Consider the following 23,684-nt stretch of genomic DNA (forward strand, 5'->3'; position numbering starts at 1 on the left):
GCCGGCTCACCCCGGTTCGGGGACCGAGGCGATGAGCGCGGCCAGGCCCTCGGCGTCGAGCAGGTCGGCGGGGCGGACCGTCTCCCCGGCGCGGACGTAGTGGAAGGCCGCGCGGACCTCGCCGAGTTCGGCGCCCGCCAGGTCGGCCCAGGCCAGCCGGTAGGCGGCCAGCTGGACGCCCACGGCACGGCGCTCGGCCTCCGTGCCGGGCGGGCGGCCGGTCTTCCAGTCGACGACGTCGTGGCGGCCGGTCTCGGGGTCGTGGAAGACCGCGTCCATGCGCCCCCGGATGAGGCGGTCGCCGATGACCGTCTCGAACGGCACCTCGACCTCGACCGGGACCCGCGAGCCCCACTCGCTCTCCTCGAAGCGGCGCTGGAGCTCGGCCAGGTCCTCGTCCTCGCCCGCGGTCTCGTCGGCGGCCCCCGGCAGCTCGTCCAGGAGCGCGATGTCGCGGCCGAACCGCCGCTCCAGCCACGTGTGGAAGGCGGTGCCGCGCCGGGTGTGCGGTGCGGGCGGCCGGGGCAGGGGACGGCGGATCTGCCGGGCCAGCGCGGAGGGGTCGCGGGCCAGCCACACCATGGAGGACACCGACAGGTGGGCGGGCAGCTCGACCTCGACCGGACCGTCCCCCGGCCCGGACGCCGCGGTCCGGCGGTGGGCCAGCAGGAGTTCGGCGTCGCGTTCCCACCCCTGGAGCCGTCGGCGCAGCCCGGCCGGGGCCGGTTCGGCGGCGGTCTCCCCCGCGCGCAGCCGGGCCCGGGCGCGCTCGACCAGCGCCGCGCCCGCCAGCACTTCCGCGCGCCGGGCCCCGGCCGCCTCGCGCGTCGACCCGGCGGCCCCCTCGGGGACGCCGGAGCCGTCGGCGTGCACTGGCGGCCACACGGCGGCGTGCTCCTCGTCGTCGTGCGGGTTGGTCTCCTCCGGGTCCGGCGGCGGCGCCCAGGCCACGACCGACCCCGCGCCTCCCTCGCACGCCGCGCGGACCTCCTCCAGGAACACCGACGGGCCGCGCGGCGTGCTGCCGGTACGCCCCCACCAGTGGCCGGTGCACAGCAGCGCGAAGGACGCGCGGGTCACCGCCACGTACGCCAGGCGGCGTTCCTCCATGAGGTGGCGCGCCTCCTCGGCCGCCTTGAAGTCGGCGATGTCCTCCTTGGCCGCGCCCGCGAGAACGGGCAGGCTCGCGCGGTCGCCGCGCAGCGGGTACGGGAGCAGGTGGTCGCCCTTGACCCAGGCCAGCGCGTCCCGCGCCCTGGCCGGGAACAACGGGGCCTTGCTCCCCGCGCTCAACCCGGGCACGACCACCACCGGCCACTGGAGCCCCTTGGCCCCGTGCACGGTCATGAGCTTGACGCTGTCCGAGCCCCCGACCCGCTCGCCGGGCGCCAGACCGCTCTCGTTCTCCTCGGCCGCGTGGAGGTAGCTGAGGAAGCTGCCGAGGGTGGGGTCCTCGCTGTTGCCGACGAAACGGACCGCGTGGTCGACGAAGGCGTCCAGGTCGGCGCGGGCCGACAGCGGATCGCGGCCGGTGCGGGCGCCCACCTCGATGTCCAGGCCGAGCATCCGCTCGACCTCGGTGACCAGGTCCGGCAGGGGCTGGCCGACCAGTTTGCGCAGCGACCGCAGCTCCTCGGCGAGGCGGCCCAGGCGTGCGTAGGCGGCCTCGGAGTAGTGCTCGGCGGGGCCGGGGTCGTCGACGGCGTCCACGAGGCTGCCGCTCTCGGCGGTCAGGTCCAGGACCGTGCGCCGCAGGATGTCGTCCGCCGGTCGCCCGCCATCGCCCGTCGGGAGCGCTGCGTGCGAGGACGGGCTGCCACCCTCAACGGACGCCTCCGGCGCGGCGTCTCCCACCTGTCCCTGCTCCGGTTCGGGGACGGTCAGGTCGCGTCTGGAGTGCCGCGCGAGCTCGGCGGCGCGGGCGCCCAAAGCGGCGAGGTCGCGCGGGCCCAGCCGCCACCGCGGCCCGGTGAGCAGGCGGGCCAGCTCGTTGCCCGCCGACGCGTCGTGCACCACGCGCAGGGTGGCGATGATGTCGCGCACCTCGGGGACGAGCATGAGCCCGCCGAGCCCGACCACCTCGACGGGGATCCCGCGCGCCTCCAGGGCCTCGCGCAACGGCGGGAACTGGGCGCGCTTGCGGCACAGCACGGCGACGTCGCCCGGGCTGATCCCGCCGTCCCCGCCGCCGCCCGACTCGCCGTCCGGCCAGGGCAGGAAGTCGGGGGCGGTGTGCGCGTCGCCCGGCTCACCCGGTCGGGCGTGGACGAGGCTGTGCACCTGTTCGGCGATCCACGCGGCCTCCTCGGTCTCCGTGGGGAAGAGCGCGGCCAGGGCGGCGCCGCGCCCCCGGCGGGCCGGCCCCGGGTGGAGGACGGGGACCTCGGCGGCCTCGGCGCGCAGCGGTTCGGAGATCCGCTCGGCCACGCCCAGCACGCGTTCGCCGTTGCGGAAGCTGGTGGACAGGCGCCGGACGGGCGCGGGCCGCCCGGGGGCGACGGGGAAGTCGGTGGGGAAGCGGGTGAGGTTGGCGGCGATCGCGCCCCGCCAGCCGTAGATGGACTGGCAGGGGTCGCCGACGGCGGTGACCGGGTGCCCCTCCCCGAACAGGGACCGCAGCAGGACGAGCTGGGCGTGGCTGGTGTCCTGGTACTCGTCGAGGAGGACGACGCGGAACCGGCCGCGTTCGATGAGTCCGACCTCGGGGTGGTTCTCCGCGATCCGCGCGGCCAGGGCCATCTGGTCGCCGAAGTCCATCGCCTCGCGGACGTGCTTGGCGTGGTTGTACCGGTCCACGAGCGGCAGCAGCTGTTCGCGGCGGCGCTGGGCGTCGACCAGGTCGCGGGTCTCCTTGGTGGCCTTCCGGGTCATCGCGTCGACCTCGGCCTGGATCCACCGGCCGATCCCGCGCACGCGGTCGGTGGTGGTCAGGTGGTCGGCGATCTCCCCGGACAGGTGCAGGACCCGCTGGGTGACGGTGTCGGCCCCGACGGTGATGCGGTCCATCGGCCCGTCGTACTCCCCCACGATCCGCGCGGCCAGCTGCCAGGACTGCCCCTCGCTGAGCAGGCGGGCGGTCGGCTCGACCGCTTCGCGCAGGGCGTGGTCGGAGACGATCCGCCCGGCGTAGGCGTTGTAGGTGGACACGGTCGGCTCGCCGTCGAGCACCTCCGGGGGCAGCTGCTCGGTGGCGCGCAACTGGTCGAGGCGTTTGCGGACGCGTTCGGCCAGCTCGGCGGTGGCCTTGCGGGTGAAGGTCAGGCCGAGCACCTGTTCCGGGCGCACGTGCCCGTTGGCGACCAGCCACACGACGCGGGAGGCCATGGTCTCGCTCTTGCCCGACCCGGCGCCCGCGATGACCACGCCCGGTTCCAGGGGCGCGGAGACGACCTCGGACTGCTCGGCGGTGGGTTCGGGCTGGCCGAGCAGGCGGGCCAGTTCGGCGGGGGTCAGGCGGGGGAACGCCGGCGGGGCGTCGGAGTGCTCTGCGCGGGGTCTAGACATGGCGTCCCTCGTCCTGGACGGGGCAGCACGCGCGCACCGCGCACGCGTTGCAGCCCTTGTTGCGTGTGGCGGTGAAGCGGGCGCCGCCCATCCCGGCGGCGACCTCGCGCACCAGCGTCCCGGCCCACTCGGGGTCGGGGTCCCCGCCCAGCGGGGGCTGGGGCTGTTCGCGCCACGTCCTGGTCTTCTCGCCGACCTGGACGAGGGAGGCGCCACCGGGTTCGGTGAGGCCGAGCTTGGCGAAGGCGCCCTTGAGCACGGCCATCTGGTAGACGCCGAGCTGGGGGTGGCGGGCCAGGTCCTCGGCCTTGTTCCGGCCGGTCTTGATGTCGACGACGACGGCCCGCCCCTGGTCGTCGCGTTCGAGGCGGTCGACGCGACCGGTGATCTCGATGCCGCCGACGTCCACGCGGAAGCCCTCCTCGGTGACGACCAGCTCGCGGTCGTTGGCGGCGTCCCAGTCCAGAAGCTTGCCGACCATCCCGTCGGCGCGCTCGCGCTGCTTGGCCGCCTGCCAGGGGCCGCCGAAGTCGAGGTCGGACCAGATCTCGTCCATGCGATCGCGGATCTCGTCCGGCGAGCTGCCCTGGGCGACCAGCACCGCGACGGCGTGCACGACCGTGCCCAGCGTGGAGGCGGAGTCGCCGGAGGAGGCCCCGGCGGCCCGTTCGAGCAGCCACCGCAGCTGGCAGTTGGTGAAGCTCTCCACCTGGGACGGGGAGACGCGGATGGTGTCCTCCTCCCCCGCCAGCGGGCCGTCGTCGGTGAAGGGGGTGAGCGCGTACCACTCGGCCGGGTCGGCGCCGCGTACCCCCTCCTCGGCCAGGCGGGCCAGGTGCGCGGCGGCGGCCTCGCGCAGCGGCTCGGGGGCGGAGGGGTCGGTGACCGCCGAGCGCAGGTCCGCGACGAGTGCGGGCAGGGACAGCCAGCGGCGGCCGGTGCTGACCGGCTCGGGGTCGCCGACGCCCATCTCGTTGAGGAAGCGCGAGGGGCGCTCGTCGGTGTCCTCGCCGCCCACGGCGGTGACGACCAGGGTGTGCCGGGCACGGGTGAGCGCGACGTAGAACAGGCGGCGCTCCTCGTCCAGGAGCTTGGAGGCCAGGGCGGCGCCGGAGGTGTCGGCGGAGTGGACGTCGGCGTCGACGAGTTCCTCGACCCCGAGCAGCGACCCGCGCAGCCGGAGGTCGGGCCACTCGCCCTCCTGCGCCCCGGCCACCACGACCAGCCCCCACTCCAGGCCCTTGGAGCGGTGGGCGGTGAGGATGCGCACCGCCTCTCCCTCGGGCGCGCGCTCGGCGAGGCTGTCCCCGGGGATCTCCTGGGCGGCGAGGTCCTCCAGGAACCCGGCCGGGGCGCCGGGGGGCAGGCGGTCGCAGTAGCGGGCGGCGCTCTCGAAGAGGGCCACGACGGCGTCCAGGTCGCGGTCGGCGGCGGCGCCCCGGCGGCCGCCCGCCTGGCTGGCGCGCAGGAGGCGGTCGGCCAGGCCGCTGTCGCGCCACAGCCGCCACAGGACCTGCTCGGCGTCGGCGCCCCGGGCGGTCAGGGTCCGGACCGTGGCCAGGGCCTCGGCGATGCGCAGGGCGGGAGCGGCGACGCCGGGGTCGACCAGGGCCAGTTCGCGGGGGTCGCGCAGGGCGTCCACGAGCAGTCGGGAGGCCGGGCGGTAGCCGTCGTCGGGCCCGCCCGCGGTGTCGGGGGCGTCCGCGTCGCGGTCGGTCCCGGCGGCGGCCACCCGGTCCAGGTCGAGGCGGCGCAGGGCCCGCACGAGCCGCCGCAGCCGGATGGCGTCGGCCTCGCCGAACGGGCTGGTCAGCAGCTCTCGGGCGGTGTCGTCGTCGAGCTCGTCCGGGGAGAGCCCGTAGCGGATGAGCGCGAGCAGCGGCCGGACGATCGGTTCGGCGGCCACCGGCAGGTCGTCCGCGCCCACGACCACCGGGACCGACGCGGCGGTCAGGGCACGGCGCAGGACCGGCAGTTGGCGGGTGGAGGAGCGCACGAGGACGGCCATGTCCGACCAGGGCACGCCGTCGACCAGGTGCGCCCGGCGCAGGGTGTCGGCGATGACCGCCGCCTCCTGGGCGCCGCTGTCGGCCAGGAGGACCTGGACCGCGCCTTCGGGGACGTGCTCCGCCGGGGTCAGGTCGCGGTGCTCGTTGACGTGTCCGCCGGCCGACGCGACGGCGGGCAGGCGCCGGGTCACTCCCCGGGAGGCGGCCAGCAGCGCGGAGCCGCTGCGGCGGCAGGTGCGCAGCGCGACGACGGGCGCCTCGGAGCGGTCCGCGGCGCGGAAACGGCTCGGGAAGTCCAGGATGTTGTCGACCTCGGCGCCGCGGAACGCGTAGATGGACTGGTCGGGGTCGCCGACGGCGACCAGGTCGCGGCCGTCCCCCGCCAGCGCGCGCAGGAGTTCCTCCTGGGCGGGGTCGGTGTCCTGGTACTCGTCGACGAACACGACTTCGCGGGCGGCGCGCTCGCGCTCCTGGACGGCGGGGTCGGCGAGCATGTCGGCGGCGACGCGGACGAGTTCGGCGTAGTTGAGGGTGGGCACGGGCGCGATGTCGAACCGGCCGGTGTAGCGCTCCAGGAACCCGGCGGCGGCCACCCAGTCGTCCCTGCCGCGCTCGCGGCCGAGCCGGTCCAGCTCGGCCGGTCCCAGTCCGCGCTCCTGGGCGCGCATGAGGAAGTCGCGCAGCTCCTCGGCGAAACCGCGGGTCTCCAGGGCGGGGCGGAGTCGCTCGGGCCAGGCCCCGCCGCCGTCCTGGGACTCCCCGGTGAGCAGTTCGCGTACCTCCATCAGCTGCTCGGGACCGGACAGCAGGCGGGGCGGCAGGTCGCCCATCCGCTGGAACTCGCGGCGGATCAGGGCGTAGGCGTAGCTGTGGAAGGTGAGCGCGAGGGGTTCGCGGGTGGTGCGGCGCAGCCGGGCGGTGATCCGTTCACGCAGTTCCTGGGCGGCCTTGCGGCTGAACGTGAGGACGAGGACGCGGGAGGGGTCGACGCCGCGGTTGTCGATGCGGTCGACGACGGCCTCGACGATGGTGGTGGTCTTCCCGGTGCCGGGACCGGCCAGCACGAGCAGCGGACCGCCCGCGTGCTCGACCACGCGCCGCTGGTTCTCGTCCAGCACCGGCGGCGGCTGCGCCTGGTTGGCGCGCCGCACGAGTCGGTATCGGGCATGGTCCACGAGCACCAGTTCACCAGAGGTCGGGGACCTTCTCGGACGCACCGGGGGCCGCCGTGCTCCCCACGGGGCTCAGCCGTGCCCGTCCCACCGGGCCCGGCGCATGTCCACGCGGGCGCTGCCGGGGCGCATGGGGGTCGCCTCGGCGGCGTAGTGGGACAGGGCGCGCACCTCGAGCCCGGAGGCCGGGCGGCCGTCCGAGCGCACGACGCGCCACCAGGGAACGCCGCCGCCCCAGGCGGACATGACGGCGCCGACCTGGCGGGGGCCGCCGCGGCCGACGTACTCGGCGATGTCGCCGTACGACATCACCATGCCGGGCGGAATGCGTTCGACCACGGCGAGGACGTCCTCGGCGTAGTCGTCGGGTCCTGCTGCGTGGGGGGCGTCGTCGAGCACACGGCAGAGCCTACTGCGGCGGGGGAACCGAGGACGGAGTGACCGCGCCGACCCGCCCCGCCGACGGAGGACCGAGGACGGGACGGCCGTCCGACGCCGCTCAGCCTCCGGTGCGGCCCGCCGGTCTCCCGGGGATCTCGTTGCGGTGCACGGTCCAGGCGAGCTCGGGGTCGCGCCTGCGGGTCCGGGTGGCCATCACCAGCCCGTAGACGCCCAGCAGCGCGATCGCCGCCCCCAGCACCCACGCGCTCCACGCGGCGAGGGGCTGGTCGGTGAACTCCAGGAGCCACGGCAGGGCGAACGTCAGCAGGCCCACGACCAGCGCCGCGATCTCACCGGACACCGCCCCCGGCCGGGTCAGGGAGATCACCGAGGCCATGACCACGACCAGCCCGAACACGAACATCAGCCCGCCGGACCAGCCGAGCATGCCGTGCCACATCCAGCTCACCCCGAGGGCCAGACCGACGGCGACGGCCGCCCAGTCGGCCCAGCGTCCCTTCTCTCGCATCACGCCACCTCCCAGCGGCGGGCCGCCCTGGTGGATTCGGCGGCCCTCGTGGGGGTTCTACCCACTCGGAGCGGGGAGCGACGGCGCCGGACCGAGGTTGTGGACGGCGAAGGGGCGGCGGAGCCGGGAGGGACCCGGTTCCGCCGCCCCCCGGGCTCGGAGCCGCCGGTCAGTAGACGGGCAGGCTCGGGTCGACCTGGTTGATCCAGGCGAGGACACCGCCGCCGACGTGCACGGCGTCGGTGAAGCCGGCGGACTTGACCGCCGCCAGCGCCTCGGCCGACCGCGCGCCCGACTTGCAGTGCAGGACGATCCGCCGGTCCTGCGGCAGCCGCTCGAAGGCCTTCCCGTTGAGGAACTCGCCCTTGGGGATGAGGACCGCGCCCGGGATGCTGACGATCTCGTACTCGTTCTGCTCGCGGACGTCGACGAGGAAGATGTCCTCGTCCTTGTCCAGCAGGTCCTTGAGCTCGCCCGCGGTGATGGTGGAACCGGCGGCGGCCTCGGCGGCCTCGTCCGACACCACGCCGCAGAACGCCTCGTAGTCGATGAGCTCGGTGACCGGCTCGGTGTCGGGGTCCTTGCGGACCTTCACCTCGCGCCAGGTCATCTCCAGGGCGTCGAAGATGAGCAGACGGCCGACCAGCGGCTCACCGATGCCGGTGATCAGCTTGATCGCCTCGTTCACCATGACGGAGCCGATGGACGCGCACAGGACGCCCAGCACGCCGCCCTCGGCGCAGGACGGGACCATCCCGGGCGGCGGCGGCTCAGGGTAGAGGTCGCGGTACTGCGGCCCGTACTCGTTCCAGAAGACGCTGACCTGGCCGTCGAAACGGTAGATCGAACCCCACACGTACGGCTTGTCCAGCAGCACGCAGGCGTCGTTGACCAGGTAGCGGGTGGCGAAGTTGTCCGTGCCGTCCAGGATCAGGTCGTACCCGGCGAAGATGTCCAACGCGTTGTCGGACTCCAGGCGCTCCCGGTGCAGGACGACCTCGACGCCCGGGTTCACCTCCTTGATGCTGTCCCGGGCGGACTCGGCCTTGGGGCGGCCGACGTCGCTCTGGCCGTGGATGATCTGGCGCTGGAGGTTGGACTCGTCCACGACGTCGAAGTCGATGATGCCGAGCGTGCCCACGCCCGCCGCGGCGAGGTAGAGCAGCGCCGGGGAACCCAGACCGCCGGCGCCGACGACCAGGACCTTCGCGTTCTTCAGGCGCTTCTGCCCGTCCATGCCCACGTCGGGGATGATCAGGTGACGCGAGTAGCGGCGCACCTCGTCCACGGTCAGCTCGTCAGCTGGTTCCACCAGCGGCGGCAGCGACACGGTGACTCCTCATGTCTGTTCAGGTGGCTCCGCGCCGCCCGGACCGGAGGGCGTCCGGCCGAGGGGGCGGGGCGCGGAGCATGCTTGCACTTATACCCAACCTAACGGGTGGGGTTTCCCATTCCCACCCCGGGGAGGCCTGGGCCACACCCCGTCGGCCCACGCTCCAACGTACCTCCGCCACCCCCTGCTGCCTGCGGGTTCGCCGCCCCGGCCTCCCTCCTCGGCGGCCCCGGGCCGGGTAGTGTCGTCAGTACGCGCAGCGACGACGCCGGGAGGATCCCGTGGGAGCACAGAAGCGTTCCGGGAAGCGACGCCCCGAGATCGAGGAGGACCCGCCGGCCGAGGTGCCCGAGGCCGACGCGGCGGAGCAGAGCGCGGTGACCGTCGAGGAGGCGAACGACCACTGGCTGGAGGGGCCCGCCGGCCGGACCCTGGACCAGGCCAGCGAGGGGGACGTGGTCGAACAGCTGCGTGAGCTGGGCACCGACGAGGAGGAGGAGCACCGGTGACCGGGCACGCGGCCGACCGCCCACAGCGAACCTACGCCGGAGTAAGATGAGGGGAAGCCCGCGGGGCGCGCCACGGTGTCGCGTCGGGCAGAACTAGCCACGCAGATGTTCGGTATGGGCGTGCATCTGCCATGCCGATTTCGGAGGGTGTGGGTGTGACAGCTCCTTCAGACGCCCGCGCCCGGGGTACCCGCTTGCCCCGGGTCAGGCGCCGACGCCAGCTCCTGGCCGCCGCTCAGGAGGTCTTCGTCGCCCGCGGCTACCACGCCGCGGCCATGGACGAGATCGCCGAGCGCGCAGGTGTCAGCAAGCCGGTCCTGTACCAGCACTTCCCAGGCAAGCTGGAGCTCTACCTGGCCCTGTTGGAGGAGCACTCCGAGGCCCTGGTCGAGAAGCAGCGCGAGGCGCTGGAGAGCACCGACGACAACCGCCAGCGCGTGATCGCGAGCTTCCGGGCCTACTTCGACTTCGTCGCGGGCGACGGCGAGGCGTTCCGGCTGGTCTTCGAGTCCGACCTGCGCAACCTGCCCGCCGTGCGCGAGAAGAGCGAGCAGACCTTCCAGCGCTGCGCCGAGCTGATCGGAGAGGTGATCCGCCAGGACACCAGCATCTCCGACGAGGAGGCCCGGCTGCTGAGCATCGGCCTGGTCGGCATGGCCGAGACCAGCGCGCGGTACTGGCTCAACAACTACGGCGAGGTCCCCAAGGACGCCGCCGAACTGCTCGTCGCCCGCCTCGCCTGGCGCGGCATCAGCGGTTGGGACCTGCACCGCCAGGAGCGGGGCGAGCGCCCCGAGGACTGACACCGGACGGACCGGGACGACCGCGCCCCCGGGTGCGCCGAGCGCGCGCCCGGGGGCGTTCCCCGTGTGCCGGGAGGAATTCCGGATGGCGGGGCAACGGATTGTCCTCGCCCCGCTCCGACGCGTCGCCCACTTTTTCGTCAAGGAATTCCAAGAAAAGGCCAAGCCCGTTCTGACAAGGCGGGCAAAAGGTTCAATTCCCGAAGGTCGGGTATCGCGGACATGAGACGTACGGCACTTTTGTCGGCGTACCCGTCCGGGCGATGTCCGTGCCCCGGCGGTCGACGCGATTGGGGGGTGAAGGCGTTATGGACATTGGTCAGGGCATGACCGCGGCCTGGGAGGCGGTGGCGACCTTCGTGCCGTTGCTGGTCGGGTTCCTCGTGATCCTCGTGGTGGGCTGGTTCGTCGCCTGGGTCCTGGGCAAGGGCGTCGCGCGGGGTCTGCACAGCGTGGGCCTCGACCGCGCGCTGCACCGCGGCGGCGTGGGCCAGTACTTCGACCGCAGCCGCTGGAGCGCCAGTGAGCTGTGCGGGAAGATCGTCTACTACGTCGGCGTCCTGTTCGTCCTCACGCTGGCGTTCAACGTCTTCGGACCGAACCCGATCAGTCTCCTGCTCAACGACGTCATCGCCTGGATCCCGCACGGCATCGTGGCCCTGGTGATCCTCGTCGTGGCGGGAATGCTGGCCAAGGCCGCCCGCGACCTCGTCAGCGGGGCGCTCGGGGGCCTGTCGTACGGCCGTCTCCTCGCCAACGTGGCCGCGGTGGCCATCCTGGCGCTCGGTGTGATCGCCGCGCTGAACCAGATGGGCGTGGCGCTGACCGTCACCATGCCGGTCCTCATCGCCGTGCTGGCCACGGTCGGCGGCATCCTCGTCGTCGGAGTCGGCGGCGGCATGATCCGGCCGATGCAGTCGCGGTGGTCGCGGTGGCTGGACACGGTCGAGCGCGAGACGGGCCGGATGGGCGAGGGCGCCAGCTACGAGGCCGGCCGCGAGGCCGCGATGAGGCGACCCGCCGAGAAGGAGAAGGGCGCCGAGGAGGCGAAGGCGACCCCCGGACAGCGCGGCGGCGGTGAGGCCACCCGGTAGCCGCGCGCGAGACCTTCGGCCGCGTCCGCGGGCCGGAGGAAAGGGATGCAGGTAGGGGGCGGGGCCGTCAGACCCCGCCCTCGCGTCGTGCCCGGACGCCGGAGGGCCGGCGTACGGACGTCAGAGCAGCTCGGAGTCGCGCAGTTCCAGGCGCGACAGGTGCTCGATCCTCCGGAACGCGAGGACGCCCGTGGCGATGATCGGGACGAACGCCAGCCAGAAGACCGCGCTGCCCGGTCCGGTGAGGACCATCGACACCAGCGCGACGACGATGATCAGTGCGAACAGCGCGAAGTCGACGCGGTCCTGTTGGATCAGGACGCCGACCGGTGGACGCGCCGCCCCATGCCGACCGCTCCTCATTCGGATTCCTTTCTCGCGGCTCTGCGGGCCGCTCCGCCAGTCGCGGCGCCCGGTCCCTGCGGACCGGTACCGCGCATCCCACGTTGCATTCCGCAGGGCCCTGGACCAGCCTCGGCAACGGAGCCGCAATCAGCCTCTGATCGTCGCCGGCTACCTTCAGCGTACGCCCAGGCCAGGGTTTTCGCTGGAGAACGGGTGGGCCCGGTCACAGCGAGCATCCTCGCGTCGGCGACCGCCCGCGGATGCCACCAACCTAGCGGACGAAGCCCCGTTCCTTGGCCAGGCGGCAGATCGCGAGGACGCGGAGGGTCTCCCAGTCGTACTCGACGGCCTCGGAGTCCCATCCGCGCTCCAGGCACCCGTCGAGGAATCCGTGCAGGTACGTGCCGAGGCTGCGCGCGGTGACGCTCCGGCCGGACGAGGTGATCGCCGCGGACACCTCCGCGGCGTGCTGGTCCAGCTCAGCGGCCATGCCGGGCTCGATGGCGGCGTTGAGCGGACCGATCTTGTGGAAGTCACGGGTGAGTCCGGCCAGCGGGTGGCGCACGGAGGTCCCACGGGGCATGGAAGTACCTACTCGCGTGGTCAGGAGACGGGCAATGTCATCGACTATACGTGCATTGACCAAGGAATCGTCATGAAAGTGTCGGAGACGACCCTGGTCGGACCATCCGGAACGCCGCACCCGCGGCGGCGCCGGGAATCCGCGGCGGTGTCCGGACCCGGTGGACGGCGGGACTAGTCCGCGAGCCCCATGGCACGCAGACGCCTGGCGTGCCCCTCGGTCAGTGAGGCGAACATCCTGCTGACGGCCGCCAGGTCGCCCGCGCCGGACGTCGGCGCCGAACGCCGGTCCCCGCCCTCGGCGCCCCCGGCCAGCAACGTGGCCAGTTCGGGACGCCGCACGGCCGCGGCCTGCGCCTGGCTCAGGGCCTCGCCGACCAGGCGCCGCGCCCACAGGGCCAGGCGGCCCGCGAGCTTGGGGTCCTCCTCCAGAGCGCCGCGCACGGTCTCGGCGACGAACTCGGCGCGGCCGGTCTCGGCGAGCACGCCCTCGATCAGGACCCGTGTCTCGTCGTCGGCCAGCCCGGCGACGCGGGCGTAGAAGTCACCGGCGATGCCGTCGCCGATGTAGGTCTTGACCAAGCTCTCCAGCCAGCTCTGGGGCTCGGTGCGCTCCGTCCAGGCGTCCAGCGGCGCGACGAACGGCGCCATGGCCTCCTCGGGATCGGCGCCGAGCTCCTCCAGACGGTCGCAGAGCGCCTGGTAGTGCGCCTGTTCCGTGGCGGCGAGGGCGGCCAGCTGGCCCTTCGCGCGCAGGGTCGGAGCGAGCCCGGCGTCGTCGGCGAGCCGGAAGAAGGAGCCGAGCTCGGCGTAGGCGAGCAGCCCGAGGAGGTCGATCACACCGGGGTCGGCAGAAGGGCCTTGCGTCATGCCCGTCAGCGTAGCGCCCGGTCGCCGGCGGACCGAACCGGGGACCTCCCGCGCCCTCCCGACGGCCGCCCCCGGGACTAAACACGCCGCGACCACGGTTGCACCGGCTGGGAACGGGTAGGTCCCCGGCCGTCCACAAGCCCGGCGAACTGCTATATCCACCGGGTGAGGCACCAGCTAGACTCTGCGTGATGACCGGCGTGTGCAGACGACCAGACCAGCCCTCGCCCCTTCGGGGACGGTCACCCGGCCACCATGGCGCGGCGATCGGTGCCGGTCTGGAACACAGCGGCCCTCGAAGCGCCCCTCACACGCGGGGACAGACCCCTCGTACACGACAGAACTGCGGATGGAGCCGGTACGCGGACGGGTATGGCCCGCACCGCGCCGATCCAGACGGCAGCGCCACCGCGCCCCTCACCGGAAGGTGGAGCAGCGGTGAGCCGCGCCCCACGCGGCGGCCAGAAGCCGCCCGCGACCGCACCGCGCCGCGGCCACGCCAACGCCTCGGCCCGCCACAATGGAGGCTTGAGCCCTGAGCAGCACACAACAGACCACACAGTCCCGAACGACCTTCCGCGATCTCGGCCTGAGCGCCGAGATCGTCGACGCGCTGGAGGCGGAGGGGATCGTCGAACCCTTCCTCATCCAGGAACTGGCCCTCCCGATCGCCCTGAGCGGCAACGACATCATCGGCCAGGCCCGCACCGGCACCGGCAAGACCCTCGCCTTCGGGCTCCCGCTGCTCCAGCGGGCCCAGGCGGCGCCCGGTTCGGCCAAGCGTCCCCGCGCCCTCGTCGTGGTCCCCACCCGTGAACTGGCCATCCAGGTGGCCGCGGACCTGACCACCGCCAGCAAGCGCAACGGCCTGCGCATCCTCACCGTCTACGGCGGCCGCTCCTACGAACCGCAGATCAACGGCCTCAAGGAGGGCGCGGACGTCGTCGTCGGCACCCCCGGCCGCCTGCTGGACCTGGAGAACCAGAAGCACCTGCGGCTGGACCAGGTCTCCGCGGTCGTCCTGGACGAGGCCGACAAGATGCTCGACCTCGGGTTCCTCCCCGACATCGAGCGCATCCTCACCAGAACCCCGTCCGGGCGCCAGACCATGCTCTTCTCGGCCACCATGCCGAGCGAGATCGTCGCCCTCTCCCGCAAGTACCTGACCCGGCCCACCCACGTGCGCGCCAGCGACGACGACGAGATCGACGGCTCGTCCATCACCGGGCGGATCGCCCAGCACGCGTTCCGCACGCACCAGATGGACAAGATCGAGATGCTGGCCCGCCTGCTCCAGGCCGAGGACCACGGTCAGAGCATGGTCTTCTGCCAGACCAAGCGGACCTGCGACCGCGTCGCCACCGACCTGAAGTCGCGCGGCTTCGCCGCCGCGGCCGTCCACGGCGACCTGGGCCAGAGCCAGCGCGAGCGCGCCCTGCGGGCGTTCCGCAACGGCAAGATCAACATCCTGGTCGCCACCGACGTGGCCGCCCGGGGCCTGGACGTCGACGACGTCACGCACGTCGTCAACTACGAGACGCCCGAGGACGAGAAGACCTACACCCACCGGATCGGCCGCACCGGCCGGGCCGGGCGCAGCGGCACCGCCGTCACCTTCGTGGACTGGCAGGAGATGCCGCGGTGGAAGCTCATCAACGCCGCACTGGACCTGCCCTTCCCGGACCCGGAGGAGACCTACTCCACCTCCGAGCACTTCTTCGGCGCGCTCAACATCCCCGCGGGGACCAAGGGCAAGCTCGCGGCCGAGAAGCGCACGCACGCCGGCCTGGAGGCCGAGGAGGTCGAGGACATCGGCGACACCGGCGGTCCCCGTGCCGAGCGCGGCGGACGCCGTGGCCGCGGCGAGGGGAGCCGTGGTGAGGGGACGCGGGGCGAGGGCCCGCGCGACGAGGGCCGGAGCAGGCGGCGTCCGCGCCGCCGTACCCGCGGCGGCCAGAGCGTGACGCCCGCCGAGAACGCCACCGCGGAGAAGGCGGCCAGCGCGCCCGCCCGCTCCACCCCGCAGTCCTCCGGCGAGGAGGGCGCCAAGCGGGTCCGCCGTCGCCGCCGTACGCGCGGTGGCGCCAGCGCCGCCCGCCGGGACCCGGAGAACACCTGATCCCGTGACCGTCTGCCGTCCGCCCAGGTGGCGGACGGGTGGGCGGGGATGCCCTAGGGTTGCCCGACGTGAGTACACCGACGTTCCTCGACCCGCCGCCCGGTGTGCGGCGGGTGGACCTGCACCTGTCCCACGGCCCGGTGGCGGCCCTGCGCGCGCTGCCGACCTCCGGCGGCGCCGAACTGGCGCCCGCCGTGCTGGTGCACGGCTTCACCGGCAGCAAGGAGGACTTCATCGCCCTCCTCCAGAGCCTTGCGCAGGTCGGCCGGGAGGTCGTCGCGATCGACCTGCCCGGAACCTATGAGTCGCCCGGTCCGGAGACGCTCACCGCGCCTCCGGACGTCCAACTCCCCGACTACCGGCTCTCCTCCCTCGGCGCCGTCGTCGCCGAGGTCGTCCGCGAGGTGGGCCAAGGGTCTCCCGTCCACCTCGTCGGACACTCCTTCGGCGGGCTGGTGGTCCGGGAGACCGCCCTGTCCGAACGCGCGCCCCTGGCCTCGCTCACGCTCATGTGCAGCGGCCCCGGCGCGCTGGAGGGCGACCGGGCGACCGGCGCCCGCAACCTGATCGCCGCCCTGTCCATGGATCCCTCGGCCGAGCGCCTGCGGGAGCTGTGGGACGAGCAGTTCGACTCCGAGGCGTGGCAGCGCACCGCCGATCCGCGCATCCACGACTTCCTGCGCCGGCGGTTCCTGTCGAGCAGCGCGACGGGCCTCATGCGCACCGCCGAGGACCTGCTGGGCACGGTCGACCGGGTGGAGGAGCTGACCGCCCTGGACCTGCCCACGCTGGTGCTGTACGGCGAGAACGACGACACCTGGTCGACGGACGAGCAGGCGGAGATGGCGCAGCGGCTCGACGCCGAGCGCCTGGTCGTGCCCGGCGCCGGACACTCCCCCAACGTGGAGGCCCCGGAGACCACGTCGAGCGCGCTCACCTCGTTCTGGAACGAGACGGAGTCCGTGGGCCGCCGCTAGCCGTGTCGGCCTTGGGCGTCCGCCGCGCCGACGGAGCGGCGCGGCGGACGGGAAGCGGCCCGGGTCAGACCCAGGCGTCGAAGTTGGCGCTCTCCGCGCCCGACGTGGTGGCCGGTCCGCGGTCGGGCAGGATGCGGGTGGTCGGCGGCAGCGACAGCAGGCCCTCTCCGATGGAGGCGAGCTGCGTCGTGTAGTCGATGTAGGTGTTGCCGACCATGCCGGGCTCGCCCTTGCGCACGGTGTCGCCGCTGAAGACCACGCCGAGCTGGCTGATGTAGTAGCCGACGGTGCCGGGCGAGGTCCCGGGCAGCGCCAGGACGTCGATGTGCAGGTCGCCGATGTCGAAGGCGCCCTGGCCCTCGACCTCGACCTCGGGGCGGTGCTCGGCGCCGTGGAGGCGGCGCCAGGCGCGCATCTCGCGCGGGTGCAGGGCGATGTCCGCCTCCGCCTCCTCGGCGACCCGGAGCGCGCCCTCGATGTGCGGGGTGTAGCCGTTGGTGCAGGCCACGAGGTAGATCTCGCGCTCGCCGACGGCCTTGAGGATCGCCTCGGGGTCGTGCCCGGGGTCGATGACGACGACGCCCTCGTCGTCGGCGTCCACGATCCAGGTGTTGCTGACGACCTCGAAGGTCTCGTCGTCGAACTCGAACGTCCCCTTGGTGCGCACGCGCGTGATGCCGTCGGCGTCGGGGCCGGTCACACCGGCCTCCTCGGCGTCGTCGGCGAAGATGTCGGCCGGAGCCCCGTCCTCGTCGGAGTCCTCCCCGGCCTCCCCGGCCTCCTCGTCGGAGTCCTCGGCCTCCCCGTCGCCCTTGTCCGGCTCCGCGGCGGAGTCCCGCTCGTCCTTGTCGTCCGAGGCCGTCGCCGTGTCCTCGGCCTCCTCGGCCTCGTCCTCGACCTCCACCGCCACCTCCGCAGCGGAGTCGGTGGCCTCCTGGCCGTCCTGCTTCTTCGGCTTCCGCTTCCAGAACACGGCGTCAGACCTTTCGAATCGTCCAGGTTCGGGTAGTTCTCCGCGACCATTGTCGCGCCCTGTGGCAGTGGTCCGTACCGTATCGAACGCGCAGGCCGGGCACGCGGGTCATCCTCGGATCAGTGCGGCGCCGGTCGCGGGGGCCACGAGTTCCTCGAAGGCCTCCGGCGCGGTGGTGCGGCAGCCCAGACGGTGTCCGGTCAGGCTCCCGTGGTCGTCGCTGGACCCGGTGACCACCACGCCCAGGTCGGCCGCCACGCCCCGCCACTGCTTGGTCTGCGCCCGGTTGTGCGAGGGATGGTCGGCCTCGATCCCGCCCAGTCCGGCGGCCACCATGCGTTCGACGAGGTCGACGGGGACCGCCCCGTTGAGCGCGCCCTCGGCCCGCGCCGGGTGGGCCAGGGAACAGACGCCGCCCGCCGCGCGCACCAGCCGCACGGCCCGGACCGGGTCGAGGGCGTAGCGCGCCGCGTAGGCCGGGCCGCCCGACCCGATCCAGCGGTCGAAGGCGTCCTGGACGTCGCGGGCCGCGCCCGCCTCCACGATCGCGCGGGCCAGGTGGGGGCGGCCGATCGTGTTGGCGTCGGCGTACTCGTCGTGGCCCGCCCCGGCGATGCGCAGGACCCGTTCCCAGGAGACGTCGACGCCGAGCGCGCGCAGCTTGGCCACCATCTCCTGGGCGCGCGAGGCGCGGTCGGAGCGGACCCGGCGCAGCTCGGCGGCCAGCCCGGGCTCCTCGGGGTCGAACAGGTAGGAGACCAGGTGGACGCTGGATCCGGCGTGGGCGCAGGACAGCTCCATCCCGGGGACCAGGGTGAAGCCCGGCGGCACGTGCTCGGCCGCCTCAGCGATCCCGCCGACCGTGTCGTGGTCGGTCAGGGCGAGGACGTCGAGGCCGGCGGCCGCCGCGTACCCGAGGACCTCGGCGGGTGTGTCGGTCCCGTCGGAGACGGAGCTGTGGGAGTGCAGGTCGATTCGGGTCACCGGCCGATTGTAGTCAGACCCGGTCGCCGGAGGTCAGGCCTGGGGGGCCAGGCCCCGGGTGAGGAAGGGGCTGAGCGCGCCGAACGGGGGCTCGAAGGCGACGCCGCCGTCCTTGATGTCGCGCAGGTCCCGGAGGGCGTTGATCTCGCACATGAGGATCGCGGTGTCCGCTGAGGCGAACACGAACCACAGCCAGTGGGCGAGCGCCTCGCCCGCGTAGACGGCCCGGTCGCGGCCGACGTCGAGGTTCCACAGGGCGATCTCGTGGCCGTCGAAGCGGACCTTGGCGTCGGCGGCCGAGGAGTCGAACCCGTCCCCGGGGTCGGGCCCCTCCAGCCCGGACATGCGCGCGCCGAGGCCCACGCCCGGGTCCTCGGCCACGATCACGATCTCGCCGATCCCGCCGAGCGGGTTGGGCCCGGAGAGGGCGACCGCCGCCCCCACCACGCCGCTGCGCTCGTCGCCGGCCTCCGCGAACCCGGTGACCACCCACCCGGTGGGCAGGGGCCACGGTACCCAGATCGGTACCCGCGCCTGGGGAAGGAGGGCGTCGAGGCTGCTCACCCCGGGGGCTCTGATGCCCTGGAGGGGCGCCACCGGGCCGTGGACGTCACACTGCCAGGCGCTGGTCCACAGCCCCGGAGGCTGGACCGAGCGCCCGCATCGAGGACACGAGGGCTCCGACTTCATCGCTCTATGCGGTCTACCCTCCTGACCTGCCGAGAAACGCACCGAGGGCGGCCGGAGTCACCGGCCGCCCTCGGGTGGTTCCAGAGCCTACTGCTGCTGGCGCTTCTTGTGCGCGGTCATCCGGGCGCGCTCCTTCTGGTCGAGGACGACCTTGCGGATGCGCACGTTCTCCGGGGTGACCTCCACGCACTCGTCCTCGCGGCAGAACTCCAGGGCCTGCTCCAGGGACAGCTTGCGCGGCGGGACCAGGCGCACGAGCTCGTCGCCCGTGGCCGAGCGCATGTTGGTGAGCTTCTTCTCCTTGGTGATGTTCACGTCCATGTCGTCGGAGCGCGAGTTCTCGCCGACGACCATGCCCTCGTACACCTCGGTGGTCGGCTCGACGAACAGCGTGCCGCGCTCCTGGAGGTTGAACATCGCGAACGCCACGGCGACCCCGGCGCGGTCGGCGACCAGGGAGCCGTTGGGCCGGGTGCGCAGCTCACCGAACCACGGTTCGAACTTCTCGAAGACGTGGTGGGCGATGCCGGTGCCCCGGGTCTCGGTGAGGAACTCGGTGCGGAAGCCGATGAGGCCGCGGGAGGGGACCAGCCAGTCCATGCGGACCCAGCCGGTGCCGTGGTTGACCATGTTCTCCATGCGGCCCTTGCGGACGCTGAGCAGCTGGGTGATCGCGCCCATGAACTCCTCGGGCGCGTCCACCGTGAGGCGCTCGACCGGCTCGTGCGTCTTGCCGTCGATCACGCGGGTGACCACCTGCGGCTTGCCGACGGTGAGCTCGTAGCCCTCGCGCCGCATCTGCTCGACCAGGATGGCCAGCGCCAGCTCGCCGCGGCCCTGCACCTCCCAGGCGTCGGGCCGCTCGGTGGGCAGCACGCGCAGGGACACGTTGCCGACGAGCTCGCGGTCGAGGCGGTCCTTGACCAGGCGGGCGGTGACCTTGGCGCCCTTGACCTTGCCGACCAGGGGCGAGGTGTTGGTGCCGATGGTCATGGAGATGGCGGGCTCGTCCACCGTGATCAGCGGCAGCGGGCGCGGGTCCTCGGGGTCGGCGAGGGTCTCACCGATCATGATGTCGGGGATGCCGGCGATGGCGGCGATGTCGCCCGGCCCGGCCTTCTCGGCGGGCTGGCGCTCCAGGCCGTCGGTCATGAGCAGCTCGGTGACCTTGACCTGCTGGGTGGTGCCGTCGGCGCGGATCCACGCGACCTGCTGGCCCTTGCGCAGCTCGCCCTGCTGGACGCGCACCAGCGCCAGGCGGCCCAGGAACGGGGAGGCGTCCAGGTTGGTGACGTGGGCCTGGAGGGGCGCGCCGGGGGTGTACTCGGGCGCCGGGATGGTGTCCAGGATGGTGGTGAACAGCGGGACGAGGTTGTCGTTCTCGGGCATCTGGCCGTTCTCGGGGCGCTCCAGGGAGGCCTTTCCATCGCGGGCGCAGGTGTAGATGATCGGGAACTCGATCTGCGACTCGTCCGCGTCCAGGTCCATGAACAGCTCGTAGGTGTCGTCCACGACCTCGGCGATCCGGCTGTCGGGCCGGTCGACCTTGTTGATGACGAGGATGACGGGCAGCTTGGCGGCCAGGGCCTTGCGGAGCACGAAGCGGGTCTGCGGCAGCGGGCCCTCGCTGGCGTCCACGAGCAGGACGACGCCGTCGACCATCGACAGGCCGCGCTCGACCTCGCCGCCGAAGTCGGCGTGGCCGGGGGTGTCGATGATGTTGATGACCACGTCCTCGCCCTCGGGCGTGGTGTAGTGGACGGCCGTGTTCTTCGCGAGAATGGTGATGCCCTTCTCGCGCTCCAGGTCGTTGGAGTCCATCACGCGGTCGTCGACGTCCTGGTTCTCACGGAACACTCCGGACTGCCAGAGCATGGCGTCGACGAGGGTCGTCTTGCCGTGGTCCACGTGGGCGACGATGGCGACGTTGCGGATGTCGCTGCGGCGTGCGGAGCCCTCGACGGGCATGGCGCTGGACATGGGAAAGTCTCGATCTCCTGGTACTGGGTAGAGACCGCAGAGTGCCACGGCCCGACGCCAGTTTATGCGGTAAGAGGTGTCTGGTGGGGAAACGTGCAGGTCAGCCCGGTCACGATGGGTCGGCCAGCAGCGGTGCGAGCGGCTCCAGGAAAGGGACGTCCGCGGGCAGCCAGTCGACGGCGCGCAGGTCGGCGGCGGAGAGCCAGCGCAGGGACAGGTGTTCCAGCGGTTCGGGTTCGCCCTCGACCAACTCGACCCGCCACAGGCGCAGCACGGCGTCGCGCGTGCGGGCCGCGGAGGGGGCGGGGAAGGGGGCGTCGGAACCGATCGGGTGCAGGGGCCGGACGGTGACGCCGAGTTCCTCCCGGCACTCGCGGGTGAGCGCGTCGGCCGGGGACTCCCCGTCGTCGACCTTGCCCCCGGGGAACTCCCACCGACCGCGCAGGGCGGCGGGCTCGGCGCGCTGGGCGGCCAGGACGCGGCCGTCACGGATGATGGCGGCGCCGACGACGATCAGGGTCTCTCGCACGGTCAACCAGCCTAGGGCCTCTTCCCGGGACCGGCGCCCCTGGCGGCGCCCGGACACGGGCCGAAGCGAAGCGGAGGCCCTAACCGACACGGCCCAGCCGGTGGGCCAGGGCGGTGTACCGGTGTCCGGAGGAGGCGTTGCGCACGGCCTGGGCGAGGGCACGGCGGGAGCCCACCAGGACCACCAGCTTCTTGGCCCGGGTGATGGCCGTGTAGAGCAGGTTGCGCTGGAGCATCATCCACGCGCTGGTGGTGACCGGAACCACAACGCACGGGTACTCGCTGCCCTGGGAGCGGTGCACGGTGATGGCGTAGGCGTGCGCGAGCTCGTCGAGTTCGGCGAAGTCGTAGGCGATCTCCTCGTCCTCGTCGGTGCGCACGGCCACCTCCTGGGCGACGGAGTCGATGCCGGTGACCACGCCGAGCGTCCCGTTGAAGACGCCGTTCGCGCCCTTGTCGTAGTTGTTGCGGATCTGCGTGACCTTGTCGCCGACGCGGAAGACGCGTCCGCCGAACCGGCGTTCGGGCACGCCCTCCCCCGGCGGCGTCACCGCGGCCTGGAGGGCGGTGTTGAGCTGCGCGGACCCGGCCGGTCCGCCCTTCATCGGGGTGAGGACCTGGACGTCGCGGCGGGGGTCGAGGCCGAACCTGCGGGGGATGCGGCGGGCGACGACGTCGACGGTGAGCTCGGCCGCCTGCTCGGCGTCGTCGCAGGCGAAGAGGAAGAAGTCGGTCATCTCCTGGAACTCGGGCTGTTCACCGGTGTTGACGCGGTGGGCGTTGGTGACCACGCCGGACTGCTGGGCCTGACGGAACACGTGGGTCAGGCGGACGCTGGGGATGGGTGATCCCTCGGAGAGCAGGTCGCGGAGCACCTGTCCGGCGCCGACCGACGGCAGCTGGTCGACGTCGCCGACGAAGAGCACGTGCGCACCGGGCGGCACCGCCTTGACCAGCTTGTTGGCCAGGACGAGGTCCAGCATGGAGGCCTCGTCGACCACGAGCAGGTCGCAGTCGAGGGGGTGGTCGCGGTCGTAGGCGGCGTCGCCGCCGGGGCGCAGTTCGAGCAGGCGGTGGACGGTGGAGGCGTCCACGCCGGTGAGCTCGGTCAGCCGCTTGGCCGCGCGACCGGTGGGCGCGGCGAGGACGATCCTGGCGCGCTTGGCCGCGGCCAGCGCGACCACGGAGGACACGGTGAACGACTTGCCGCACCCGGGTCCGCCGGTGAGCACGCACACCTTGCGGGTGAGCGCCGTGCGCACGGCCTCGCGCTGGGCGTCGGCGAGGTCGACGCGGGTGCGCTCGCGCAGCCAGCCCAGGGCCACGTCCCAGTCCACGTCGGAGAAGGCGGCGAGCCGGTCCACGGGGTGTTCCAGGAGGGTGCGCAGGCCCGAGGCGAGTCCCATCTCGGCCCGGTGCATCGGCAGGAGGTAGACCGCGCGCACCGGCTCGTCCCCGGGGCCGGGGACGGTCTCGCGGGCCACGCCCTCGTCGGCGACCAACTGCTGGAGGCACTCGATCACGAGCCCGGCCTCCACGCCGAGGATCTTCACGGCGGCCGAGATCAGCCGCTCCTCCGGCAGGTAGCAGTGGCCGTCCCCGGTCGACTCGGACAGGGTGAACTGGATGCCCGCCATGACGCGCTGCGGACTGTCGTGCGGGATGCCGACCGCCTGGGCGATGGTGTCCGCGGTCTTGAACCCGATCCCCCACACGTCCGACGCCAGCCGGTAGGGCTCCTTCTGGACGACGTTGACGGACGCGTCCCCGTACTTCTTGTAGATGCGCACGGCCAGCGAGGTGGTCACCTCCACCCCCTGGAGGAAGACCATGACCTCCTTGATCGCCTTCTGCTCCTCCCAGGCGTCCGCGATGAGCCGCGTGCGCTTGGGGCCCAGGCCCGGGACCTCGATGAGCCGCTCGGGGGCGTCCTCGATGACGTCCAGGGCGTCGGTGCCGAAGTGGTCGACGATGCGCTCGGCCATCCTCGGGCCGATCCCCTTGATCAGCCCGGAGCCGAGGTAGCGGCGGATGCCCTGCACGGTGGCGGGAAGGACGGTGGTGTAGTCCTCCACCTGGAACTGGCGGCCGTACTGGGGGTGGGAGCCCCAGCGGCCCCGCATCCGCAGCGCCTCGCCGGGCTGGACGCCCGCGAGCGCGCCCACGACGGTGAGGAGGTCGTGCGGACCGTGTCCGGTGTCGACCTTGGCGACGGTGTACCCGTTGTCCTCGTTGGCATAGGTGATCCGCTCCAGGACGCCCTGGACGACGGCGGGCCGGAAGGTCTTGTCGGACACGGGAG

At 73.1% G+C, this 23,684-nt stretch carries 19 protein-coding genes; 5 read left to right on the top strand and 14 right to left on the bottom strand.

Annotated elements, in window-relative coordinates:
* Nucleotides 1-6 precede the first annotated feature (6 nt).
* The 5 genes from ACIBFB_RS01745 to moeZ all read right to left on the bottom strand — a co-directional run bounded on the left by ACIBFB_RS01745 (nucleotide 7) and on the right by moeZ (nucleotide 8,925).
* Nucleotides 7-3,504: an ATP-dependent helicase gene (locus ACIBFB_RS01745; protein WP_397225043.1), complete on the bottom strand. Its 3,498-nt coding sequence runs from the start codon at nucleotides 3,502-3,504 to the stop codon at nucleotides 7-9.
* Nucleotides 3,497-6,664 carry an ATP-dependent helicase gene (locus tag ACIBFB_RS01750; protein ID WP_397225428.1) on the bottom strand — a complete coding sequence of 1,056 codons (3,168 nt, stop codon included), beginning with the start codon at nucleotides 6,662-6,664 and terminating at the stop codon, nucleotides 3,497-3,499. Before ACIBFB_RS01750 ends, ACIBFB_RS01745 begins: the two co-directional genes overlap by 8 nt.
* Before the next feature lie 93 nt (nucleotides 6,665-6,757).
* Nucleotides 6,758-7,084, bottom strand: coding sequence for an MGMT family protein (locus tag ACIBFB_RS01755; protein ID WP_397225045.1), 327 nt, complete (start codon nucleotides 7,082-7,084; stop codon nucleotides 6,758-6,760).
* Between the two features lie 100 nt (nucleotides 7,085-7,184).
* Nucleotides 7,185-7,595 carry an SPW repeat protein gene (locus ACIBFB_RS01760; protein WP_397225047.1) on the bottom strand — a complete coding sequence of 137 codons (411 nt, stop codon included), beginning with the start codon at nucleotides 7,593-7,595 and terminating at the stop codon, nucleotides 7,185-7,187.
* Nucleotides 7,596-7,764: 169 nt separating this feature from the next.
* Entirely contained in the window at nucleotides 7,765-8,925 is a 1,161-nt protein-coding gene (moeZ, locus tag ACIBFB_RS01765) for an adenylyltransferase/sulfurtransferase MoeZ (protein ID WP_397225049.1), read from the bottom strand.
* 284 nt (nucleotides 8,926-9,209) lie between these two features.
* Here moeZ and ACIBFB_RS01770 point away from each other — a divergent pair, with 284 nt between their 5' ends.
* The 3 genes from ACIBFB_RS01770 (at nucleotide 9,210) to ACIBFB_RS01780 (ending at nucleotide 11,334) form a co-directional block, all read left to right on the top strand.
* On the top strand, nucleotides 9,210-9,437 hold the full coding sequence (locus ACIBFB_RS01770; RefSeq protein ID WP_397225051.1) for a hypothetical protein: 228 nt from the start codon (nucleotides 9,210-9,212) through the stop codon (nucleotides 9,435-9,437).
* Nucleotides 9,438-9,592: 155 nt separating this feature from the next.
* Complete coding sequence (locus ACIBFB_RS01775; protein WP_397225053.1) at nucleotides 9,593-10,240, top strand: TetR/AcrR family transcriptional regulator; 648 nt, start codon at nucleotides 9,593-9,595, stop codon at nucleotides 10,238-10,240.
* 308 nt (nucleotides 10,241-10,548) lie between these two features.
* On the top strand, nucleotides 10,549-11,334 hold the full coding sequence (locus ACIBFB_RS01780) for a hypothetical protein (RefSeq protein WP_397225055.1): 786 nt from the start codon (nucleotides 10,549-10,551) through the stop codon (nucleotides 11,332-11,334).
* 120 nt (nucleotides 11,335-11,454) lie between these two features.
* Here the strand turns inward: ACIBFB_RS01780 and ACIBFB_RS01785 are convergent, their stop codons facing one another.
* The 3 genes from ACIBFB_RS01785 to ACIBFB_RS01795 all read right to left on the bottom strand — a co-directional run bounded on the left by ACIBFB_RS01785 (nucleotide 11,455) and on the right by ACIBFB_RS01795 (nucleotide 13,131).
* A complete protein-coding gene (locus ACIBFB_RS01785; protein ID WP_397225057.1) occupies nucleotides 11,455-11,697 on the bottom strand; it encodes a hypothetical protein in 243 nt (80 codons plus the stop codon).
* A 253-nt stretch (nucleotides 11,698-11,950) separates the two neighbouring features.
* Entirely contained in the window at nucleotides 11,951-12,262 is a 312-nt protein-coding gene (locus ACIBFB_RS01790; RefSeq protein ID WP_397225059.1) for a DUF6401 family natural product biosynthesis protein, read from the bottom strand.
* Between the two features lie 173 nt (nucleotides 12,263-12,435).
* Complete coding sequence (locus tag ACIBFB_RS01795; RefSeq protein ID WP_397225061.1) at nucleotides 12,436-13,131, bottom strand: ferritin-like fold-containing protein; 696 nt, start codon at nucleotides 13,129-13,131, stop codon at nucleotides 12,436-12,438.
* 589 nt (nucleotides 13,132-13,720) lie between these two features.
* Here ACIBFB_RS01795 and ACIBFB_RS01800 point away from each other — a divergent pair.
* Both ACIBFB_RS01800 and ACIBFB_RS01805 read left to right on the top strand, forming a co-directional pair.
* Nucleotides 13,721-15,250 (top strand): DEAD/DEAH box helicase, encoded by a 1,530-nt coding sequence (locus ACIBFB_RS01800; RefSeq protein WP_397225430.1) that lies wholly within the window; start codon nucleotides 13,721-13,723, stop codon nucleotides 15,248-15,250.
* 68 nt (nucleotides 15,251-15,318) lie between these two features.
* Nucleotides 15,319-16,227, top strand: coding sequence for an alpha/beta fold hydrolase (locus ACIBFB_RS01805; protein ID WP_397225063.1), 909 nt, complete (start codon nucleotides 15,319-15,321; stop codon nucleotides 16,225-16,227).
* Between the two features lie 64 nt (nucleotides 16,228-16,291).
* Here ACIBFB_RS01805 and ACIBFB_RS01810 read toward each other — a convergent pair whose 3' ends face one another.
* The 6 genes from ACIBFB_RS01810 to ACIBFB_RS01835 form a co-directional block, all read right to left on the bottom strand.
* On the bottom strand, nucleotides 16,292-17,200 hold the full coding sequence (locus tag ACIBFB_RS01810; protein ID WP_397225065.1) for an MBL fold metallo-hydrolase: 909 nt from the start codon (nucleotides 17,198-17,200) through the stop codon (nucleotides 16,292-16,294).
* A 108-nt stretch (nucleotides 17,201-17,308) separates the two neighbouring features.
* Nucleotides 17,309-18,184 carry a PHP domain-containing protein gene (locus tag ACIBFB_RS01815; protein WP_397225067.1) on the bottom strand — a complete coding sequence of 292 codons (876 nt, stop codon included), beginning with the start codon at nucleotides 18,182-18,184 and terminating at the stop codon, nucleotides 17,309-17,311.
* Nucleotides 18,185-18,217: 33 nt separating this feature from the next.
* Nucleotides 18,218-18,874: a DUF6758 family protein gene (locus ACIBFB_RS01820; RefSeq protein ID WP_397225069.1), complete on the bottom strand. Its 657-nt coding sequence runs from the start codon at nucleotides 18,872-18,874 to the stop codon at nucleotides 18,218-18,220.
* Between the two features lie 87 nt (nucleotides 18,875-18,961).
* Entirely contained in the window at nucleotides 18,962-20,854 is a 1,893-nt protein-coding gene (typA, locus tag ACIBFB_RS01825; protein ID WP_397225071.1) for a translational GTPase TypA, read from the bottom strand.
* 109 nt (nucleotides 20,855-20,963) lie between these two features.
* Complete coding sequence (locus ACIBFB_RS01830; RefSeq protein WP_397225073.1) at nucleotides 20,964-21,383, bottom strand: (deoxy)nucleoside triphosphate pyrophosphohydrolase; 420 nt, start codon at nucleotides 21,381-21,383, stop codon at nucleotides 20,964-20,966.
* A 79-nt stretch (nucleotides 21,384-21,462) separates the two neighbouring features.
* Nucleotides 21,463-23,679: an ATP-dependent RecD-like DNA helicase gene (locus tag ACIBFB_RS01835; RefSeq protein ID WP_397225075.1), complete on the bottom strand. Its 2,217-nt coding sequence runs from the start codon at nucleotides 23,677-23,679 to the stop codon at nucleotides 21,463-21,465.
* Nucleotides 23,680-23,684: the final 5 nt, after the last annotated feature.

Source organism: Nocardiopsis sp. NPDC050513, assembly GCF_044457925.1.
In the GTDB taxonomy this organism is placed as follows: domain Bacteria; phylum Actinomycetota; class Actinomycetes; order Streptosporangiales; family Streptosporangiaceae; genus Nocardiopsis.

What these genes read in the sequence shown, in the direction of transcription:
- ACIBFB_RS01745 (WP_397225043.1), bottom strand. Translation starts at nt 3,504, where the DNA reads ATGTCTAGACCCCGCGCAGAGCACTCCGACGCCCCGCCGGCGTTCCCC.
- ACIBFB_RS01760 (WP_397225047.1), bottom strand. Translation starts at nt 7,595, where the DNA reads ATGCGAGAGAAGGGACGCTGGGCCGACTGGGCGGCCGTCGCCGTCGGT.
- ACIBFB_RS01780 (WP_397225055.1), top strand. Translation starts at nt 10,549, where the DNA reads ATGGACATTGGTCAGGGCATGACCGCGGCCTGGGAGGCGGTGGCGACC.
- ACIBFB_RS01785 (WP_397225057.1), bottom strand. Translation starts at nt 11,697, where the DNA reads ATGAGGAGCGGTCGGCATGGGGCGGCGCGTCCACCGGTCGGCGTCCTG.
- ACIBFB_RS01790 (WP_397225059.1), bottom strand. Translation starts at nt 12,262, where the DNA reads ATGCCCCGTGGGACCTCCGTGCGCCACCCGCTGGCCGGACTCACCCGT.
- ACIBFB_RS01795 (WP_397225061.1), bottom strand. Translation starts at nt 13,131, where the DNA reads ATGACGCAAGGCCCTTCTGCCGACCCCGGTGTGATCGACCTCCTCGGG.
- ACIBFB_RS01820 (WP_397225069.1), bottom strand. Translation starts at nt 18,874, where the DNA reads ATGAAGTCGGAGCCCTCGTGTCCTCGATGCGGGCGCTCGGTCCAGCCT.
- typA (WP_397225071.1), bottom strand. Translation starts at nt 20,854, where the DNA reads ATGTCCAGCGCCATGCCCGTCGAGGGCTCCGCACGCCGCAGCGACATC.